This is a genomic window from Shewanella putrefaciens (assembly GCF_016406305.1).
Lineage (GTDB): Bacteria > Pseudomonadota > Gammaproteobacteria > Enterobacterales > Shewanellaceae > Shewanella > Shewanella putrefaciens_C.
This window is the reverse complement of the sequence record NZ_CP066369.1, coordinates 4,012,745-4,028,617: the sequence shown is the minus strand read 5'-3', so window position 1 is coordinate 4,028,617 and position 15,873 is coordinate 4,012,745. Positions and strand designations below refer to the sequence as shown.

The 15,873-nt window shown below is 47.8% G+C and carries 14 protein-coding genes; 4 read left to right on the top strand and 10 right to left on the bottom strand.

Translation table 11 applies throughout. The annotated features are described in order from the left end of the window. Positions 1 to 202: 202 nt before the first annotated feature. The 10 genes from JFT56_RS17500 to nadC all read right to left on the bottom strand — a co-directional run bounded on the left by JFT56_RS17500 (position 203) and on the right by nadC (position 10,072). Complete coding sequence (locus JFT56_RS17500) at positions 203 to 739, bottom strand: thioredoxin family protein (protein WP_198781262.1); 537 nt, start codon at positions 737 to 739, stop codon at positions 203 to 205. A gap of 250 nt (positions 740 to 989) precedes the next feature. Further along, complete coding sequence (mutT, locus tag JFT56_RS17495) at positions 990 to 1,403, bottom strand: 8-oxo-dGTP diphosphatase MutT (protein WP_198781261.1); 414 nt, start codon at positions 1,401 to 1,403, stop codon at positions 990 to 992. 39 nt (positions 1,404 to 1,442) lie between these two features. Next, the gene (yacG, locus tag JFT56_RS17490; RefSeq protein ID WP_198781260.1) at positions 1,443 to 1,652 is read right to left on the bottom strand and encodes a DNA gyrase inhibitor YacG; all 210 of its coding nucleotides are present in this window, start codon (positions 1,650 to 1,652) and stop codon (positions 1,443 to 1,445) included. Positions 1,653 to 1,731: 79 nt separating this feature from the next. Next, complete coding sequence (gene zapD, locus JFT56_RS17485; RefSeq protein ID WP_198781259.1) at positions 1,732 to 2,466, bottom strand: cell division protein ZapD; 735 nt, start codon at positions 2,464 to 2,466, stop codon at positions 1,732 to 1,734. Beyond that, positions 2,459 to 3,076: a dephospho-CoA kinase gene (gene coaE, locus JFT56_RS17480; protein ID WP_198781258.1), complete on the bottom strand. Its 618-nt coding sequence runs from the start codon at positions 3,074 to 3,076 to the stop codon at positions 2,459 to 2,461. The genes zapD and coaE overlap by 8 nt, the downstream gene beginning before the upstream one ends. A gap of 281 nt (positions 3,077 to 3,357) precedes the next feature. Continuing rightward, positions 3,358 to 4,299, bottom strand: a complete 942-nt coding sequence (locus JFT56_RS17475; protein ID WP_198781257.1) for a prepilin peptidase — start codon at positions 4,297 to 4,299, stop codon at positions 3,358 to 3,360. 291 nt (positions 4,300 to 4,590) lie between these two features. Further along, positions 4,591 to 5,856, bottom strand: coding sequence for a type II secretion system F family protein (locus JFT56_RS17470; RefSeq protein WP_198781256.1), 1,266 nt, complete (start codon positions 5,854 to 5,856; stop codon positions 4,591 to 4,593). A 185-nt stretch (positions 5,857 to 6,041) separates the two neighbouring features. Further along, a complete protein-coding gene (gene pilB, locus JFT56_RS17465) occupies positions 6,042 to 7,751 on the bottom strand; it encodes a type IV-A pilus assembly ATPase PilB (protein WP_198781255.1) in 1,710 nt (569 codons plus the stop codon). A 92-nt stretch (positions 7,752 to 7,843) separates the two neighbouring features. Continuing rightward, positions 7,844 to 8,290, bottom strand: a complete 447-nt coding sequence (locus JFT56_RS17460) for a pilin (RefSeq protein WP_198781254.1) — start codon at positions 8,288 to 8,290, stop codon at positions 7,844 to 7,846. Between the two features lie 900 nt (positions 8,291 to 9,190). Next, positions 9,191 to 10,072: a carboxylating nicotinate-nucleotide diphosphorylase gene (gene nadC / locus JFT56_RS17455; RefSeq protein ID WP_198781253.1), complete on the bottom strand. Its 882-nt coding sequence runs from the start codon at positions 10,070 to 10,072 to the stop codon at positions 9,191 to 9,193. A gap of 206 nt (positions 10,073 to 10,278) precedes the next feature. Between nadC and ampD the strand changes: the two genes are divergently transcribed. The 4 genes from ampD (at position 10,279) to aceE (ending at position 15,870) form a co-directional block, all read left to right on the top strand. Then, on the top strand, positions 10,279 to 10,839 hold the full coding sequence (ampD, locus tag JFT56_RS17450; RefSeq protein ID WP_198781252.1) for a 1,6-anhydro-N-acetylmuramyl-L-alanine amidase AmpD: 561 nt from the start codon (positions 10,279 to 10,281) through the stop codon (positions 10,837 to 10,839). Between the two features lie 247 nt (positions 10,840 to 11,086). Beyond that, positions 11,087 to 11,938 (top strand): beta-lactamase regulator AmpE, encoded by an 852-nt coding sequence (gene ampE, locus JFT56_RS17445; protein ID WP_198781251.1) that lies wholly within the window; start codon positions 11,087 to 11,089, stop codon positions 11,936 to 11,938. Between the two features lie 431 nt (positions 11,939 to 12,369). Beyond that, entirely contained in the window at positions 12,370 to 13,122 is a 753-nt protein-coding gene (pdhR, locus tag JFT56_RS17440; protein ID WP_198781250.1) for a pyruvate dehydrogenase complex transcriptional repressor PdhR, read from the top strand. An 81-nt stretch (positions 13,123 to 13,203) separates the two neighbouring features. Further along, positions 13,204 to 15,870, top strand: coding sequence for a pyruvate dehydrogenase (acetyl-transferring), homodimeric type (gene aceE, locus JFT56_RS17435; protein ID WP_198781249.1), 2,667 nt, complete (start codon positions 13,204 to 13,206; stop codon positions 15,868 to 15,870). Positions 15,871 to 15,873 lie beyond the last annotated feature (3 nt).

Below are 15,873 nucleotides of genomic sequence, written 5' to 3'. Positions count from 1 at the left end.
AAAGCTGGATCCCCGCATCGATAAGTGCTCCTGCACTCTTGCTAATTAAAGAGTTCTAACTCCTGCATCTGACCACCATGGAAGGTGGAAATGTCATATTTTGTATGGAATAAAATTGACCATGCAGTCGTACGCGAGGATGACGGCTTAAAAGCTAAAAGCGCAAAGCGAAGCGTTCTCGCTGGGCTAAGCCCGTCCTGCTTTATTTCAATATATCTGCTAAATCTTGTTCGAGTGATACCGTTGGGCGCTCAACAATGCGGCCAATTTCTTTACCTTGTTGTTGCACGATAAAGGTGGGGATTCGTTTAAACTCGTATTTTGCCGCCAGCCCTTCAGGATCTTGCTTGCTGCGATCGACGCCAATATAAGTCACTTTGATATTGGGGTTGGCCACTTGTTCCATTATGCGGATAAAGCGCGGGGTTTCACGGTGACAATCTGGGCACCAAGTGCCGATGATCACTATGATTTCCGTTGGTTCGGTAATGTTTTTTAGGGGGGGAATAGCCGCAGTATCCACCTGATAGCTTTTATAACCATCAGCAAATTCATTGAGTTCGGTGACTAAATGCTGCGCTTCAACTATGCCTGTTAAAATCACTTCTTGTTTCTCCTCACTGCAGGTGGCAATCAAGCCCTGTTGTTGTTCTTCAAATCCACAGCCACCGTTGGCAAATACCTGACAGCTAAAAAATAAGGCTGTAGTGGCGAGTAATGCTTTAACATTATTGTGCATGATATGCCCTCTAAATCGAAGAAAAGAATGGTGAATCTGCATTCAAGCATCAATCACGATTTTCTAAAAGGCCATTGTTAATTTGCTGTAAGCCGGATCACGTAAAGATAGGACGCTTTGCTGCTAGGACGCTGCGCTTACGGAACGGCATGCGGCCTTACAGGGCACGGAACGAGCTTCGCTCTCGCGGTAATCGTTTCAGCTTTGACCGTAAGCGAAGCGTTCAGTGAGTGAGCCAGCGAACGTTCCGTTATCCGTTATCAGCAAGCGAAGCTTTTTCTAATATCTTGTCTAATATGGGTTTATTTGCATCGGGGAAATCGTAGCCGATAAGATCACCTTGGTTTACCCAAGCGATTTGTTGTCCTTCAAGTCCTTGCGCTTCTCCTGAGAAATGGCTGACAGTGTGGATATCGAGTAACACTTGTTTATCGGGATAGTCATAGCTTAAGGCCATAAAAGGCTCGCTTGAGGTGACATCGAGTGCCACTTCTTCTTTTAACTCGCGGATGAGGGCCTCTGTGACAGTTTCGCCCGATTCGACTTTACCTCCGGGAAACTCCCATTTGCCCCCTTGATGCAGGTGATCTGGTCGTTTGGCCAGTAAAATCTGCTGGGCTGAATTGAGGATAATGCCGACGGCAACATGGACACGTTTAGTCATAATGGGCTTTTACTCTTAGAGGGTTGGGCTTAGCTGTGGTTATTCCTTAAAGAAGGCATCGTCATCGAAGCCAAATTCGTCCAATGCCTCGGGATCGAATTCCGACTTAACGGGGATGGCATGTTTTTCAGATGCCCAATCTCCGAGATCGATAAGTTTACAGCGTTCACTACAGAAAGGCTTAAATTCGGACTCTGGCTTCCATTCGACTGGCGTTTTGCAAATAGGGCAGTTTACAGTTAAAGGCATAATGTGGATCCCGTGATTTACTGCTGGATAACGGATAACGGATAACGGATAACGGATCAATGCGGTTAGTGTAAAGGCTTCAGGCGCAGGTCGCTAGTAAGAAATCGATGGATCTATCGGAGTGGCGTTGCTGATCGAATTGGACAAAGTGGATCGCATAGCGATTTTTATGGCCGCTAATGGTGGGATAACAACCTTGGGCTGCATCAATTTTAACCCGAACTAAGGATAAAGCCTGGGCGCTATCGCCTTGGTAAAAACCAGCATGGGCGACAGCGTTATCATAATGTGCGGTGCTGCGAGTCAGTTGCAGCAGTAAGGTGATGGGCGTGAGCAAGGGCTCAAAGTGGGCAATCCAAGTGAGATAATCTTGCTGTCTTTCTTCCCACGGCTTAGAGAGCCAAAAATGCAGTTGGGGAAGATCGAAGTTACAACAAGCGCCTGGCATTCCAAAACGTTGCCTCAGTGCGGATAAAAATCTGTCTTGTTTGAGTTGGCCACCACAACGTTCGGGTTTTTGCAGGGGATCGCGAGCTTGCATGAGGGCGTCAATATAAAAGGCTATTTGCTCATTATCTACATGGTCGAGCCCTTGCCATTTGTAGAGTTGCAGTAGATTTCGTTCAATATCTTTTAAGACTTCATTGCGGTAATCACAGCGTTCCGATAATTCACACAGGGAAAACAGTGGGTAAAAGCATCGATGCTGGTGGTCGTGGCTTAGGTTGTTACGCAGCTGCTTATCGAGGTATTCGAGCCGTAAATAGCTGCGAATTTTCTCGTTTAATGGCTGTTCGTAAACTAAGTCAGTCATGGGCGTTATTTGTACCGGATAAGTGTAAATAGCGTTGGTGCAATGCTAGCACCTCTCGTTTTAAGGTTGATATCTCTCCCTGATTATCAATAATGTCGTCGGCTCTTGCGAGTTTTTCGCTGCGACTACATTGGCTATTAATGATGTTATTTACTTGAGATGCATCGACATTGTCCCGTTTTACGGTACGACTAATCTGTAAATCCGGTGAAATATCCACCACTAAAGTCCGATTGACTAACCTATCTAACCTATTCTCAAATAGCAAGGGCACGACCATAATTACGTATGGTGAAGTCGCATTTTCTACCTGTTTTTGCATTTCTTGGCGGATCATAGGATGCAAGAGCTGATTCAACCATTCCCGCTCTTCATCATGGCTAAATATTCTTTGCCTAAGCTTGGCACGATCGAGACTGCCCTCAGGGGTTAAAATATCCGCGCCAAAATGCGCCACAATAGCCTTAAGCCCACTTGAGCCCGGGGCAACGACGTCCCTGGCAACGATATCGGCATCGACCAGAGTAATACCTTCGGCGGCAAATAAATTGGCTACTGTCGTTTTACCGCTACCAATGCCACCCGTCAGGCCGACAACAAATTTAGACATAAAATTCTCTTAATAAACTAAGAAGGACGCTGCGCTTACAAAAATTCGGAACACCGCTTTGCGGCTACGGAACGTCACTACGTGACTTACGGATGCCTCTGGGATAACAGAACGTCGCTACGCGACTCACAGATAACAGAACGTCGCTACGCGACTCACAGATAACAGAACGTCGCTACGCGACTCACAGATAACGGAACGGGCTTCGCCCTTACCGTAAGAGAAGCGTTCAGTAAGTGAGCCTGCGAACGTTCCGTTATCCTTACGCGCAGCACGCTCTGTTAGTTCAGCGTACTTAAATACCAATCCACTATGGGGTGTCCCCATATTACCGCTATCCAACCAGCGGCGGCGATGTAGGGGCCAAAGGGAATGGGGTTACCCAGTTGATTGCGTTTAGTGACAATCATAGTGAGGCCCACAACGGCACCAACTAAGGATGAGAGCAGGATAACAAGGGGGAGCAGCTGCCAGCCGAGCCATGCGCCAAATACCGCCAGCAGTTTAAAGTCCCCATAACCCATGCCTTCCTTGCCTGTGAGTAACTTAAACAGCCAGAAAATGGACCATAAACTTAAATAGCCCGCTACAGCGCCGATAATCGCATCGGTTGGGCTGACGAAGGTGTGGTTTAAATTGAGCAGCAATCCCAGCCAGAGTAAAGGCAGGGTTAATTGATCGGGCAGCAACATTTCATCCAAATCGACACCCGTAAGTGCGATAAGCACAAAAGTTAAGATGCTGGCGCAGACAAATTGCCAACTCGGGCCAAAATGCCAGGCCAAGGTCGCCACCAAAAGGCCCGTGATTAATTCAACAATAGGGTAACGGCTTGAAATAGGAGCGTGGCAAGCGGCGCATTTGCCCTTAAGCATTAACCAACCTAATACGGGTAGATTATGCCAAGGTTTTATCGCGGTTTTGCACTTAGGACAGGCAGAACCTGGCACAACGAGGTTATATTTTTCGGGGTAGTTATCTATGGGTTTGTTGAGCTTTTCGATACCGATTTGTGTAACTATATCGGCATGGTATTCCTGTAAATATTGATTACATTCCTGCTGCCATTCGCGCTTCATCATCACAGGGAATCGATGAATAACGACATTTAAAAAGCTGCCAATAGTCGCCGCAAAAACAAAGCTTAAGGTTACGAAAAGCCAAGGGCTCTGGTCAAAAGAGTGGCCAAAAGATTGGCCTAATAAAGTGATAAATTCAGTCATACTCTTACTTATAATGTTATTGGAAAAACAGGGCGCTTCGCTTCTAGAACGCTGCAAAAAGCGCAGCTGCTAGGACGGGCTACGCCCTTATAGATTCTAGGCCCTAAGCTAAGTCGCGCTTAAGCCGTCATCCTCGCGTACGACTGCATGGATGCAGGAGGTAGAATAACGCAGGAGCAGTTATCGACGCGGGGATCCAGCTTTATGTACTTATGTTCTAGAAGGAGCGTAGCGACGCTCTAGCAGGACGAAGTCCGCCCTAGCAGCGAAGCGTCCTTCTTAACTTTAGCCTTAGCCTACGACATTTCCCATTTGGAAGATAGGCAGGTACATACCCACAATTAGGCCACCTACGAGTGTGCCAATCACCACCATCATAATGGGCTCAATTAGGCTCGATAGGCCATCGACTGCATCATCCACCTGCATCTCATAAATATTAGCGACCTTATTGAGCATATTATCTAGTGAGCCTGACTCTTCGCCTATCATCACCATTTGGATCAGCATGTCGGGGAAAAGCCCAGTGGTGCGCATGGCGACGTTCATCTGCATCCCCGCCATCACTTCTTGGCGCACTTTAAGCAGGGCTTTGCGGTAGACCGCATTGCCGGATGCACCCGCGGCGGATTCCATGCCATCGATAAGCGGCACCCCAGCGGCAAAGGTAGTGGCTAAGGTGCGGGAAAATCGTGCCATAGCCGCTTTATGCAATATCTCGCCGATAATGGGGATTTTAAGCACTAGCTCATCGACGCGGTCGCGAAGGGCCTGTGAGTTACGGTGGGCGCGCACAAATAACCAGATACTGATGACAATGGCTGCGAAGAAAAAATACCAAGAGCTCTGTAAAAAACGCGAGATGCCAATAATTAGTTGAGTGAAGGCGGGGAGTTCGGCGCCAAAACCCTTAAAAATTTCTTCAAATTGCGGTACCACAAAGAGCAGTAATAGTACAGTAACGGCAACTGCGACTACAACTACGGCTGCGGGGTAGAACATGGCTTTTTTAATTTTCGATTTTAACTGCTCGGCTTTTTCCCTATAGGTGGCGATACGATCGAATACCGCATCGAGTGAGCCCGAGTGCTCACCCGCTGCGACTAAGTCGACATATAAATCATCGAAATAACGCCTATGGGGGCGCAGCGCGTCCGATAATGGAATACCCGATTGGATTTCCGAAAGCACAGTGCCTAGGAGTTCACGCATCTTTAGTTTTTCATGACCGCGACCTAACATTTCTATGGTGGTCACTAGGGGAACGCCCGCCGCCAACATAGTGGCAATTTGGCGAGTTACCATAGCGATATCCATAGGTTTAATATCGGGATTACGGGCAAAGAAGGGTGCGGATTTTTTACGCACTACTTTAGGGTTAACACCCTGGGATTTAAGCTGGCTTTTTATTTCGGCAACTGTGGCGCCCTTGAGTTCGCCGCCAGTTTTGGCGCCATCGCGGTTTACCCCTTTCCATTCAAAGGTATAAATTTTCGGTTGGCCTTTTTGCTCCGTCTTTTTGGCGCGGGGCTTTTTTAATGTCGTTGCCGTAGCCATAAATAATCCTGTTAGGTTGAAAAACGAAGAGGAGCGCTGCGCTTACAGAACGGGCTGCGCCCTTACTGTGTTCGGAACGCTGCGCTTACAGTATTATAGTATAAAGCCTATTTTTAACGTTTTTCGGTGAGCGTAGCGTTCCATATTCTGTCAGTCACACAGTGACGTTCTGTGATCAAGCCTTGTTAAAAACTCGTCACCCGATTGACTTCGGCAATACTGGTTACGCCCTGTATCACTTTTAATAAGCCTGATTGGCGCAGATCGCGCATGCCTTGGGCCTTAGCTTGGGTGGCTATTTGCAGTGAGTTGCCACCTTCCATAATAGTGCGGGCAATTTCATCGGACATTTTCATCACCTCATAAATCCCCACGCGGCCCTTATAGCCGCCGGAGCAATGCTCACAGCCAACGGGCTTAAAGCTGGTAAAACCTTGGGTAATTTGTGCTTCACTAAAACCTAACCGCAGCAATTCATGTTCGGGAACATCTTCACTCTGCTTACACTCGGGACAGAGTCTACGGGCGAGGCGCTGGGCGATGATCAGGTTGACTGAACTGGCGATATTATAGCCAGGTACGCCCATATTGATTAAACGGGTTAAGGTTTCCGCCGCCGAGTTAGTGTGTAGGGTCGATAACACTAAGTGACCCGTTTGCGCCGCCTTAATGGCAATCTCAGCGGTTTCTAAGTCGCGAATTTCCCCCACCATAACTACATCTGGGTCTTGGCGTAAAAATGACCGCAGGGCCGAGGCAAAGGTTAGCCCCGCCTTTAAGTTAATATGAACCTGATTGACACCCTCGAGGTTAATTTCCACCGGATCTTCGGCGGTAGAGATATTACGTTCCTCGGTATTAAGAATATTTAACCCAGTATAAAGGGAGACGGTTTTACCCGAACCCGTGGGACCAGTAACGAGGATCATCCCCTGGGGTTTGGCCAGCATTTCTAAATAGAGTTTCTCTTGGTCCGGCTCGTAACCGAGCTTTTCAATCCCCAATTGTGCGGAGGAGGAGTCCAAGATCCGCATTACAATTTTTTCACCCCAGAGGGTGGGTAGGGTGCTCACCCGAAAGTCGATGGACTTAGTGCGGGAGAGCTTCATTTTTATCCGCCCATCCTGCGGCACCCGGCGCTCGGCAATATCGAGTTTTGACATTACCTTTAACCGGGCCGATAACCTGCCCGCCAGGCTAATGGGCGGCTCTGAGACCTCATGCAAAATCCCATCGATACGAAAACGAATGCGGTAGCGTTTCTCATAGGGCTCAAAATGCAAGTCCGATGCGCCCTTACGAATAGCATCGGTTAATATCTTGTTGATATAAATAACGATAGGGGCATCGTCACTGCTATCCCCCGTGGGTTCCTCATTGCGCCTATCGGTATCGGTGATTTCAATCCCCGCCAGCGCCGCCTCATCCATACCGCCTAAATCTAGGCCGGTAATATCCTCTTCGAGGATTTTTTCCAGTGCCTTAGCGAGCTTATCTTCCTCCACCAAAATGGCTTCGGCATGTAGGCCGGCGCTAAACTGAAAATCCTCCAGCGCGGCGATATTGGTGGGGTCGGAGGTGCCAATATAGAGGCGATTGCCCCGTTTAAACAGCGGTAGGCAGCGGTGTTTTTCAATCAGTTTTTTATTGATAAATTCTTCGGGGATGGCGCTAATATCAAATTCAGCTAAATCCAGTAGCGGTGTGCCATATTCCTCATAGCAAAGCTCGGCAATGGCGCGGGCCGAGATCAGTTTGCCCTGCACTAAGGTGCTAACTAGGGCTTGTTTTGTTTGGCGGGATTTGGTGATGGCATTCGCCATCTGCTCTTCATTTAGCAGGCCCTTACGGATAAAGAGGGTAGATAAACCGAGATGAAGACCTGTTGTTGGCATAAGAGAAAGCTTTTCCAAAACAACGAATATGGATTTGAGTAATTGAAATCGGGGTTTAAGTCGTTATATGAGCTTAACCCCGAAATTTTCAATTAGCACATTACAGGTGTACCAGTCTTACATGTACCACCGATTGTCCAAGTTACTTTTCCATTTGCATAAGCAGGGGTTAGTGTATAAGTCTGACCTGTTAAACCATTTGCAGTTGCAGCTGTTGCTGTAATAACACCATCGGCAGTTGTAATCGATAGTATATTACCTGAAGCTCCAACAGCAGCCAATGACCAACCATTGCCATTCGAACCATCAGAACAACCTGTTACAGTCGCAAGATCTTGTGCGCAAATCTCAACAGCAGTCTTAGTGGCTGCAGTTCCTAATACAACTTCAGAAAATTTAGATTTAAGAGTGTATTGTTGATACGCAGGTAGTGCGATTGCGGCCAAAATACCGATAATGGCGACAACAATCATTAATTCGATTAAGGTAAAACCTTGAGCTTGCTTATTTAGCCCTTTATTTAAACGAAGACCTTTCATTTTATCTCTCCAGCTTACGCAGTAAGTTACTAATTTGTTTGATATATAACATCGCACTACAGATGCTCTGTCATCTATCTGTCTTGTAGCTATCTTATATCGCCACGTTTTTATGGTTTAACCTAAGCATTTTTACATTTATTTTACAAGTCAACGTTACGCGACCGCTAGTTAATGTAAGTCTAAGCGCTTAGGGCTAATTAGCATGGTTAAAAGATACACCTTTCGGCAACCGTACCTTAAGTTGATCTATCGTTAGGGAAAGCTTACTGCTTTAGTATTGCTTCACCTACGATGAACCTTTACCTCCCCCTAAAGCCATTGCTGGACGCTTTATCAGTCAATACCTTTAAGGTGACGCATCAAGCATATTTGAGGTCTCATTGTTGTGCCAACTTTCGGCTGACACATTTTTGACACTCTCTTTACTCCAACCTTCGCTCCACCTTTGTATCATCCCCTGTATCAGCAGGCTTATACACTTATACAAACGTGCAGATGGCATATGCTTGCCTTTGGTGAGGTTGGCCTATGGCCATCTCGCCTATGTAAAAGTTAGTACAAAGTTAAATAAAATGAAACAACAATTTTACCGAAAACATGAATAAAATGATTATTTTGTCTAAAGAACTGGCAACATACCGAATTCTGTTCTAACAAAAAATTGACATAGTCAATATAAGTGCTGCAAGTATGACTAATGCCAATATTTAGTCATTAATTTGTATGAGGAGAAAGGGGGGGGCTGCGTATGTTAGAGCTTAGAGCGCTTCGCTTCTAGGACGCTGCAAAAAACGCAGCTGCTAGAATCTAGAATCTAGGTTCTAGGCCCTAGATTCTAGAAGGAGCGTAGCGACGCTCTAGCAGGACGAAGTCCGTTCTAGCAGCGAAGCGCCCTTTTTAGCTTTTTAGCCGCATTGATAGATCGAGTGCGCGAACGTGCTTAGTGAGCGCGCCTACTGAAATATAATCGACGCCCGTTTTGGCGAACTCGGCTAAGGTGTCTAAGGTGACATTGCCCGAGACTTCGAGCTTGGCCCCCGCGCCTTTGGCACGATACTGATTGTTAAGCTCAACGGCATCGACCATCATAGTGATATCAAAGTTATCTAACATGATGATATCTGTGCCAGAATCCAGTGCTAATGCCAGTTCGCTTAAGGATTCAACCTCAACTTCGACGGGCTTATTAGGATAGAGGCTGCGGGCGGCATCGACCGCTTGGCGGATCCCACCAGAGGCCATGATGTGGTTTTCCTTAATTAAAAACGCATCATAGAGGCCTATCCGGTGATTTTTGCCGCCGCCACAGGTGACGGCATATTTTTGCGCCGTGCGTAGGCCGGGAATGGTTTTGCGGGTGTCGAGTAGGCGTGTATGCGTGCCTGCCAGTTTATCGACATAATGCTTAGTTAATGTGGCCACGCCCGATAGGGTTTGAATAAAGTTCATGGCGGTGCGCTCGCCGGTGAGTATAGTGCGGGCCGGGCCAGATAATTCACAGAGGACTTGATTGGGTAATACGAGGTCACCATCATCGACATGCCAATGTAATGCGACTTCGGCTCCTAATTGGTTAAAGACCTGTTCCGCCCAGGCTTTACCGCAAAATACCCCTTCCTCGCGGGTGATAAGGGTCGCTTCTGCATATTTATCGGCGGGGATCAGCAGGGCGGTGATATCGCCGTAGGCAATGGCTTTGGTATGCTCGTTAATGTCAGTGCCACCTAGGTCTTCGGCGAGGGCGGTTTTTACGGCGTGGCGAATATCGTTTTCTAACATGATTGGGATCCTTGCACTTGTACGTCGGGCGAGTGGGCATGACTGAAACTGCCTGCTTGCGTATGGGGTTAAGATTATCATGGCTGCGCCGCTAGGTGCTAGGGCGTCGCTACGCTCCTTCTAGAATCTAGAATCTAGAATCTAGCAGCTGCGTTCTTTGCAGCGTCCTAGCAGGGCGAAGCCCGTCCTTCTTTTAAGGAGTTAACATGAGTTTTGAGTTTGGCTGGTATAGTGGTGCTCGGCGCTGTGAGTCGCCACATTTTAATCGCCGCCCTTTTGGGGAAATAAGTTTATTGGTGATCCACAATATCAGCTTACCGGCGGGATGTTTTGGTTTACCTTATATTGATCAATTGTTTAAAGGGTGTTTAGATACCAAAGCCGACGACAGTTTTGCCGATTTAGCCCAATTGCAGGTTTCGGCCCACTTTTTGATCCGCCGCGATGGGGAATGTGTGCAATATGTGAGTTGTAGTGATAGGGCTTGGCATGCCGGGGTTTCTCGCTATGGTGACAGGGAAAATTGCAACGATTTTTCAATCGGTATTGAGCTTGAGGGGACGGATACTGAAGCCTACACAGTTGTCCAGTATCAGAAACTCACCGAGTTGACCCTTGCCTTAATGCAGGAATATCCGTCATTAACTGCGGAGCGAATTGTAGGGCATTGCGATATCGCACCCATGCGTAAAACAGATCCCGGCCAAAGCTTTGATTGGCAAAAGTATTTAAAAACGCTGCGCGATTCACGGATGCCACAGGGATAACAGAACGTCGCTACGCGACTTACGGATGTCATAGGGATAACAGAACGTCGCTACGCGACTTACAGATAACGGAACGGGCTTCGCCCTTACGGTAAGCGCACGACTGCATGGATGCAGGAGGTAGAATAACGCAGGAGCAGTTATCGAGCGTTCTGTGAGTGAGCCTGCGAACGTTCCGTCATCCGTAAACCTTAATCGGTAAGCGCCGTCCCGTGATCCGTAACCATTTTTACAAGGAGTATAACCGATGGCATTGTTTTCATTGTTAATTGCTATTTTAGTGGAGCGACTTAAGCTGCTGCCGGCATCGTGGCAATGTGATCGATTATTGCAGTCCTATCAGTCGACCTTTTTCGGTGATAAAGCCTCTTTAACTGCGCCTATGATGGCTCTCGCCTTAATCTTGCCCGCATTGGTGGTTTACGTTTTATCTTGGTTAGCCTCGGGGATGTTTTGGGGATTGCTGAGTTTAGCCCTGTGGGTATTAGTCGCTATCATTTGTTTTAACCACCAAAAGCAGCGGGATATCTTTAAAAAATACATGCAGGCGGCGTGTCGTGCCGATGTTCAAGCTTGCTATCACTTTGCGGCGGAGCTTGATTGCAGCGAATGTTTAGAGGCTGTGTCTGAGCGGGATTTAGGCGCTAAGGTGGGCCAGAGTGTGGCTTGGATTAACTACCGTTATTACGGCGCAGTGGCGTTTTTTTTGATTTTCTTAGGTCCTGTGGGAGCCATGCTATATTGCACGGCGCGTTTTTATGCCGAAGAGAATGTGCGTAAATCGTTGAATTTGCCGTTGGTTGGCGAGGTCATCGCCGTTTTGGATTGGTTGCCGAGTCGAGTCTTTGCCTTTGGTTATGCCCTAAGCGGACAGTTTAGTGAAGGGCTGGCGGCCTGGCGCAGTAGCGCGTTAAGTTTCACTACCAGCGCTAGAACCGTGGTTGTTGAAACGGCATTAGCGGCGCAGCCTTTACCCGAGGAGTCCAGTGCACCTATTTGTGTACAGTCTACCCTTGCACTATTAGTATTGAGTAAACGTAACTTTACGTTGATAGTGGCCATACTTTCACTACTGACAATCTTTGGGTTGGTGAGTTAACTCCTGATGGATGACAGAACGTCGCTACGCGACTTACGGATGTCACAGGGATAACAGAACGTCGCTGCGCGACTTACGGATAACGGAACGGGCTTCGCCCTTACGGTAAGCGCACGACTGCATGGATGCAGGAGGTAGAATAACGCAGGAGCAGTTATCGAGCGTTCTGTGAGTGAGCCTGCGAACGTTCCGTTATCCGTTATCCGATATCCGTAAACCTTATTCTGTCCCGTTGTTAAATGGTCTGACCCCGCGGGCATTTTTTTCGGCTATGCTCTCTCAGCGTGGGTGCGGTTGGAAAAGATTGCTGCTTTTGAGACGGATCACCTTTTTAGGTTGATTTTCAATCTGGACATCAAAAGTCTGATTTGATAAAGTGCGCTCACTCATAAAAATTGGTAAGACCAATTTACAACGGAGCTGAGCGCCTAATGGCCTATAGTAAAATTAATCAGCCAAAAATTTCTGACGTGATCATGGCGCAATTAGAGCAAATGATCCTAGAGGGCAGTTTACAGCCCGGGCAGAAGTTGCCGCCTGAACGCGAGCTGGCTATCCAGTTTGAAGTGTCTCGACCTTCTTTGCGCGAAGCGATTCAAAAGCTTGAGGCGAAAGGGTTATTAATGCGCCGCCAAGGCGGTGGCACTTATGTCAAAGAGCAACTCTGGCAGACCCTTGCCGATCCCATCGTTGAGTTAATGAATGCCGATCCTGAGAGTCAATATGACTTGCTGGAATTTCGTCATGCTACCGAAGGTATGATGGCCTATTTTGCCGCGCTACGTGGCACAGACGCCGATATGCAAAATATCAAGCGAATGATCCTCGAGGTGGAAGCCGCCACCAGTATCGAACAAAAAGCCGCCGCCATTGTGCGCTTTTACCGTGCCGTGGCCGAAGCGTCACACAATGTGGCTATGTTACACCTCGTACTCAGTTTAACCCCTGTGCTGCATCAAAATGTGGCGCAAAACCTGGAGCTTTTAAGCCGCCGCGAAGAAGCTTCTACTATGGCGAATGATCACAGACGGGCCTTGCTCGCTGCTATCGTTCGCCGTGATCCCGACGCCGCCAGAGAAGCCTCGAATGAACATTTAAGTTACATCGAAGAGGTGATGTTATCTGTGCGGGAAGAAGATAGCCGGTTGCAGCGAAGCTTGCGCCGCTTAAAGAGTGGCGCTTAAGTTTCCGTGATTTAGCCTTAGCTAAGCCGGGATTTGCCGCAAACACCATTCATTATCATGTATATAGAGAAGGACAGTGTCATGTCTGAAGATATGCTACAAGACGTAGATCCGTTAGAGACTCAGGAATGGGTTGATGCCCTGCAAGCCGTGTTGGAACAGGAAGGCCCAGAACGCGCCCATTTTTTATTAGAGAAGCTGATCGATAAAGCGCGTCGTAATGGCACACACTTGCCTTACACTGCGACGACCGCTTATTTAAACACTATCCCAGCGGGCCAAGAGCCACACATGCCTGGCAACCAAGAGATGGAACGTCGCATTCGCGCCATCATCCGTTGGAACGCCTTAGCTATGGTGCTGCGCGGTTCTAAGAAAGACTTAGAACTTGGCGGCCATATTTCCAGTTTCGCCTCAAGCGCGACTATTTATGACGTGTGTTTTAACCACTTCTTCCGCGCACCGAATGAAAAAGACGGTGGCGATTTAGTGTATTTCCAAGGCCATATCGCCCCTGGTATTTATGCGCGCTCATTCTTAGAAGGTCGTTTAAGTGAAGATCAACTGGCTAACTTCCGTCAAGAAGTGGATGGTAAGGGCTTATCTTCATACCCACATCCCAAGTTGATGCCGGATTACTGGCAATTCCCAACGGTTTCTATGGGCTTAGGTCCAATCCAAGCGATTTATCAGGCCCGCTTCCTGAAATATCTGACTGACCGTGGTCTGAAGGATTGTTCGGCGCAAACCGTTTACTGTTTCCTAGGTGACGGCGAGTGTGACGAGCCAGAAGCCTTAGGTGCGATTGGTTTAGCGGCCCGTGAAGAATTAGATAACTTAGTGTTTATCGTTAACTGTAACTTACAGCGTCTCGATGGCCCTGTACGTGGTAACGGCAAGATCATCCAAGAACTGGAAGGCGAATTCCGCGGCGCCGGCTGGGAAGTTGTTAAAGTGATTTGGGGTCGTTACTGGGATCCATTATTAGCCCGTGATACCAGCGGTAAGTTATTGCAGTTAATGGAAGAAACCGTAGACGGTGAATACCAAAACTGTAAAGCCAAAGGTGGCGCTTATACCCGCGAACACTTCTTCGGTAAGTACCCTGAAACCGCCGAAATGGTCGCGAACATGTCAGATGATGACATTTGGCGCTTAAACCGTGGCGGCCATGACCCAGTTAAAGTTTACGCAGCCTTAGATCACGCGCAAAAAACCAAAGGTCGCCCAACGGTGATTTTAGCTAAAACCGTTAAAGGTTACGGCTTAGGTGATGCGGGTGAAGGTAAAAACATCGCCCACAACGTGAAGAAAATGGGTATCGAGTCTATCCGTTACTTCCGCGACCGCTTCAATATCCCAATTCCAGATGACCAGTTAGAAGATTTACCTTTCTATCATCCAGGTCCAGATTCGGAAGAAGTGAAGTACATGATGAGCCGTCGTGAAGCGCTGCATGGTAGCGTGCCACAACGTCGTCAAAAGTTCAGCGAAGAGCTGGAAATCCCGTCACTGAAGATTTTCGATTCGATTTTAGCGGGTTCAAATGGCCGTGAAATTTCATCGACCATGGCATTCGTTCGCGTACTGACAGCACTGCTGAAAGACAAGAAAATTGGCAAAAACATTGTGCCAATCATTCCTGACGAAGCCCGTACCTTTGGTATGGAAGGTCTGTTCCGTCAAGTGGGTATTTATGCTCACGAAGGCCAAAAATACGTACCGCAAGACTCTGATCAAGTCGCTTACTACCGTGAGGACAAGTCAGGCCAAGTACTGCAGGAAGGGATTAACGAACTCGGTGCTATGTCATCTTGGGTATCAGCTGCGACCAGCTACTCAGTGAACGATGTGCCTATGATCCCATTCTACATCTACTACTCAATGTTCGGTTTCCAACGTATTGGCGACATGGCGTGGGCAGCGGGTGATATGCGTGCGCGCGGCTTCTTAGTCGGTGGTACTTCAGGTCGTACAACCCTGAACGGTGAAGGTCTGCAGCATCAAGATGGTCACAGCCATGTACTGGCTAACACTATTCCTAACTGTATTACTTACGACCCAACCTACGGCTACGAAATCGCCGTTGTGGTGCAAGATGGTATCCGTCGTATGTACGGCGAAAACCAAGAAGATATCTTCTACTACTTGACCACAATGAACGAAAACTACATCCAGCCAGAAATGCCAGAAGGTGCGGAAGTGGGTATCGTTAAAGGTATCTACAAGCTGGAAACTGTATCTGGTTCGGGTAAAGGCAAGGTTCAGTTAATGAGCTGTGGCACTATCCTTGAACAAGCTCGTAAAGCGGCGCAGGCACTGGCAAAAGATTTTGGTATCACTGCCGACGTCTTCAGCGTGACTAGCTTCAACGAGTTGACCCGTGATGGCCAAGCTGCCGAGCGTTGGAACATGCTGCACCCAACCGAAACGCCAAAACAAGCCTATATCAGCCAAGTGATTTCAAGTGATGCACCTGCGATTGCGGCCACTGACTATATGAAGGTTTATGGCGAACAGTTACGTGCTTACATGCCAACCGATTACAAAGTGTTAGGTACTGACGGTTTCGGTCGCTCAGACAGCCGCGAGAATCTGCGTCACCACTTCGAAGTGGACGCTAAGTTTATCGTGATTGCGGCACTGAAATCTCTGGTTGATCGCAAAGAGCTGCCTGTCGATGTGTTAGCAAAAGCCATTAAAGAATATGGTATCGACGCTGACAAGATCAATCCACAGTACGCGTAAGAG

What these genes read in the sequence shown, in the direction of transcription:
- JFT56_RS17500 (WP_198781262.1), bottom strand. Translation starts at nt 739, where the DNA reads ATGCACAATAATGTTAAAGCATTACTCGCCACTACAGCCTTATTTTTT.
- mutT (WP_198781261.1), bottom strand. Translation starts at nt 1,403, where the DNA reads ATGACTAAACGTGTCCATGTTGCCGTCGGCATTATCCTCAATTCAGCC.
- yacG (WP_198781260.1), bottom strand. Translation starts at nt 1,652, where the DNA reads ATGCCTTTAACTGTAAACTGCCCTATTTGCAAAACGCCAGTCGAATGG.
- zapD (WP_198781259.1), bottom strand. Translation starts at nt 2,466, where the DNA reads ATGACTGACTTAGTTTACGAACAGCCATTAAACGAGAAAATTCGCAGC.
- coaE (WP_198781258.1), bottom strand. Translation starts at nt 3,076, where the DNA reads ATGTCTAAATTTGTTGTCGGCCTGACGGGTGGCATTGGTAGCGGTAAA.
- JFT56_RS17475 (WP_198781257.1), bottom strand. Translation starts at nt 4,299, where the DNA reads ATGACTGAATTTATCACTTTATTAGGCCAATCTTTTGGCCACTCTTTT.
- JFT56_RS17470 (WP_198781256.1), bottom strand. Translation starts at nt 5,856, where the DNA reads ATGGCTACGGCAACGACATTAAAAAAGCCCCGCGCCAAAAAGACGGAG.
- pilB (WP_198781255.1), bottom strand. Translation starts at nt 7,751, where the DNA reads ATGCCAACAACAGGTCTTCATCTCGGTTTATCTACCCTCTTTATCCGT.
- JFT56_RS17460 (WP_198781254.1), bottom strand. Translation starts at nt 8,290, where the DNA reads ATGAAAGGTCTTCGTTTAAATAAAGGGCTAAATAAGCAAGCTCAAGGT.
- nadC (WP_198781253.1), bottom strand. Translation starts at nt 10,072, where the DNA reads ATGTTAGAAAACGATATTCGCCACGCCGTAAAAACCGCCCTCGCCGAA.
- ampD (WP_198781252.1), top strand. Translation starts at nt 10,279, where the DNA reads ATGAGTTTTGAGTTTGGCTGGTATAGTGGTGCTCGGCGCTGTGAGTCG.
- ampE (WP_198781251.1), top strand. Translation starts at nt 11,087, where the DNA reads ATGGCATTGTTTTCATTGTTAATTGCTATTTTAGTGGAGCGACTTAAG.
- pdhR (WP_198781250.1), top strand. Translation starts at nt 12,370, where the DNA reads ATGGCCTATAGTAAAATTAATCAGCCAAAAATTTCTGACGTGATCATG.
- aceE (WP_198781249.1), top strand. Translation starts at nt 13,204, where the DNA reads ATGTCTGAAGATATGCTACAAGACGTAGATCCGTTAGAGACTCAGGAA.